Below are 3,126 nucleotides of genomic sequence, written 5' to 3'. Positions count from 1 at the left end.
GTGGCGGGCGGGTCCCCGCCCGCCACGCCACGGCCGCGCACCCGGCGATGCCCACCACGGCGGCGGCCGGACCGCCCGCGGTGAAACCCGGCCCTCGGGTGGGCTGCGATCAGTGCGGGATCCCCGCCGTCGCCAGGGACGGGGTTCAGGAGCGGGGAGTCAGGTCAAGCGTGCCGCGGCCAGGGACAGTGCGCGGTCGAGTGCCGCCTCGGCGTCGCACGGCACGTCGGGCCGGACACCCGTGCCCTCCCAGTTGGTGCCGGAGACCGGGTTGACCGCGCGGGCGACGGGCACGCTGAGCTCGAGGTGGGGGTGCACCGTCCAGCCGTCGCGCGGGTGCGCGCCGCCCCGGGTGGCCTCCCCGACGACCTCGGCGCGCCCGAGCTGCTGCAGGTCGTAGGCGAGCTCCTCGCCCGCGGAGAAGGTGTTCCCACTCGTCAGGACGTAGAGCGGCTTGTCGGCGCCGAAGCGGGCACCCGGGACGAACGGGGGCGTCCAGGACTGGTCGGCCCTCTCCCCCTGCCGCGAGACGATGGTGTTGAGGTGGGTGCGGCCGTCGAGCAGGTAGCCGCAGACGAAGGCGACCGTGTCGGGATCGCCACCGCTGTTGCGGCGCAGGTCCAGGACGAGGGCGCGGGCGGGTGCCACCAGTGAGAGCGCCGCGGCCAGTGGCTGCGCCACCCAGTCCAGCGGGAACATCTTGGGTGCGATCTCGAGGACCGCGACGCCGTGGTCGAGGAGCTCCACGCGCGGAACACCGCTCAGGGAGGCGTCGAATTCCCTCCGCATGGCGGCGAGTACCGCCTCGCCCCGTTCACGCGGCACCGGCACGGCGTGGTACTTGAGGGCCAGGTGCAGGTCGCCGTTGACGGACTGCAGGTCCGCGGTGACCGCCTCGGCCAACTCCTGCGCGGATTCGGCCCGGTAGGAGCCCTCGGCATTCCGGCTCCGCAGCAGGGATGCCAGTTGCCGGGCGACGTCGGGGAAGACGTAGTTCCCGGCGACCAGGTCGGCGATCGACTCGACGACGGCGACGGTGTCCAGCGCGGGTGATGATGTGGCGGAGGTCATGGGAGGGGAGTAGACCAGCGACGTGCCGAAGCGTCAAACGCACTTGACGCTTGATCTGGTACGTCACCAGTCGGACGGGGACGTCCAGTGGATCAGCACGCCTCCGCAGCACACCGCACTCGCCCACCCGATTTGCCGGCGCCTGCTCTCCGCCCTGAGCGGCCGGCCGCCGACGATCAACCGACTCGCCGCGCGGCCGGCAGCGCACAAGGGCGGCGTTGCCGGTACCAACCCCGGTTTCCGGGTGCGTGCGCACCAGTAGGTGGCGTTGCGTTCACCGACGTCCCCTGCCGAGTACACGGCGACACCGGACTCGGTGAGGAGGCCGTTCCTCACGCTCCACAGTCCCACCAGCGGAGCCGGGAGGTTCACCTCCGTCTCGGCCCGCGCCCGCATCACCTCGGCCGGCGTCGCCGCCGACGGCCTCGAAACCGGTCCCGTCACCCCTGCGCCCCTTCGAACAGACTCCGCCTGCCCCGGCAGGCTGCGGCGCGGCGGGCCGGCATCATCACGATCTCTACGGCTGGAGTACTACCTTTGCCCCCCGGCTGTCCGCAACAGAGCGGAGGGCGCGAAGGCTGGAGGAACCTGTGCGGGACGGTCTTTCCGATGGATTCTTCACGCGGATGGCGCACGACACGCATCCGGTGGACCTGATGTGCCTCTACCTGCTGCACGGCTCGGTCGAACGGATCCCCGGCCTGCTGGCTGACCGGAAGACGCTGTCGTTCGACTACCTGAGCGAGCACGTCCGTGACGCGGACCGCTGGAACCATGACGACGCGGACACGTTCTCGCTCTGCATCAGGAGGAAGGTCCGGGGGCGGCTGTACGGCTTGGAGTTCAGAATATATTTCATCGCCGGTGAGCCGTACGCCGACGCGGCGATTCCGTTCGGCGCTGCCGTCGACCTGCCCCGGTTCATGCATCACTTCCGGGGGCACCACGCCTCGGGTGGAGCCCCGGGCGACTGGGCCTTCGACGTGTACACCGACGTGCATGACCTCCGGGAGAGCGTCGTACTGTTCGGCAACCGCCGCGAGGTGTGGTTCCAGGTCAACCGCGGCCCGGTGGTGACCGGCCGGTCCAGGTTGATTCCCTGGAACCGGCACCGGCTGGTGACCGGCCGTCTGCAGGGCGACCAGTTCGGGGCGGACACCCGTGTACTGGACGCGCGAGGCGTGGCGTTCCCCGACCGTCATGACGTCATCGAGGGCACCTCGGCCGAGGCACGGGCGTACCGGCGGTACCTGGCCAGGCTGCACAGCCCTCTTCCCCTGCGGGCGGGACGGCCGGTCCGCCCCGAGTTCGGCACGAGGTCGCGGCGGCGGTCGGCGGGCTGATCGATGCCGGGTCACACGGCCGGCGGCGTGGTGGGAGTCAACGGTCCGGGGCCGGCTCCACACGTCCTGCGGTCCGAACGGCCGGGCCTTGTTCGCCGCGTCCGCGGGATCATCCCGTTCGATCCCTCGAACGCCCCCTCCCGCCGTGGCCCGGCGGCCGCCGGCCGTCCAATACTGCACCTGCCGTGCCGGGCTTGCTGCTGAAAGGGTGAGGGCCCCGGCCATGGCCCGGCCGGGGCCCTCGTGCGTGGTGTGTGGGTCGGTTGCGCTGCGGTGTTTCTGATCAGGGGTTCACAGTCACGACGATGCTTTCGGGGTTGCCGCTGTTGTCCTGGTACACCGAGTCGCCGCTGTAGACGGCGGTGACGGTGTGGGCGCCGGTGGTACGGAATGCGGTGACCAGGCCGGCGGCGGCGCAGTTGCCGAGGGAGAGGACCAGGCGTGAGGTGCCCAGGGTCGTGCCGGTGGTGGTGTCGGTGAACGTGACGGTGCCGGTGGGCCGGGTGGTCGAACCGCCGCCGGGGCAGACCAGGTCGCTGAGCACGACCGGCGCGCCGGTGCGGGTGCGCTGGGGCATCGCGCTCAGGAAGGTGGTGACCGGCTTGCCACCACCTGCTGCTGGGCGAGCAGGCCGGTGGCGAAGGCCCGGTCCCGGAACAGCCGGGTGTCGACCAGCGGCGAGCCGGTGGCGCGGGTGCGGTGCTGGTGCACG

3 protein-coding genes are annotated in these 3,126 nt (G+C 71.6%); 1 reads left to right on the top strand and 2 read right to left on the bottom strand.

Annotation, left to right across the window (positions count from 1 at the left end; translation table 11 throughout):
• Positions 1 to 159: 159 nt before the first annotated feature.
• On the bottom strand, positions 160 to 1,071 hold the full coding sequence (locus ABZ885_RS38180) for a S41 family peptidase (RefSeq protein WP_360199341.1): 912 nt from the start codon (positions 1,069 to 1,071) through the stop codon (positions 160 to 162).
• A gap of 626 nt (positions 1,072 to 1,697) precedes the next feature.
• Here ABZ885_RS38180 and ABZ885_RS38175 point away from each other — a divergent pair.
• Positions 1,698 to 2,414, top strand: coding sequence for a hypothetical protein (locus ABZ885_RS38175; RefSeq protein WP_360199339.1), 717 nt, complete (start codon positions 1,698 to 1,700; stop codon positions 2,412 to 2,414).
• 283 nt (positions 2,415 to 2,697) lie between these two features.
• Here ABZ885_RS38175 and ABZ885_RS38170 read toward each other — a convergent pair whose 3' ends face one another.
• Positions 2,698 to 2,991: an Ig-like domain repeat protein gene (locus ABZ885_RS38170; RefSeq protein WP_360199337.1), complete on the bottom strand. Its 294-nt coding sequence runs from the start codon at positions 2,989 to 2,991 to the stop codon at positions 2,698 to 2,700.
• Positions 2,992 to 3,126: the final 135 nt, after the last annotated feature.

This window comes from Kitasatospora sp. NPDC047058, assembly GCF_040643935.1.
Taxonomy (GTDB): Bacteria; Actinomycetota; Actinomycetes; order Streptomycetales; family Streptomycetaceae; genus Kitasatospora.
The sequence above is the reverse complement of the archived record's forward strand: the minus strand, read 5'-3'. Positions and strand labels throughout refer to the sequence as shown.

Bases quoted from the DNA above. Each gene is read 5' to 3' on its own strand.
- ABZ885_RS38180 (WP_360199341.1), bottom strand. From the start codon at position 1,071: ATGACCTCCGCCACATCATCACCCGCGCTGGACACCGTCGCCGTCGTC.
- ABZ885_RS38175 (WP_360199339.1), top strand. From the start codon at position 1,698: ATGGCGCACGACACGCATCCGGTGGACCTGATGTGCCTCTACCTGCTG.
- ABZ885_RS38170 (WP_360199337.1), bottom strand. From the start codon at position 2,991: ATGCCCCAGCGCACCCGCACCGGCGCGCCGGTCGTGCTCAGCGACCTG.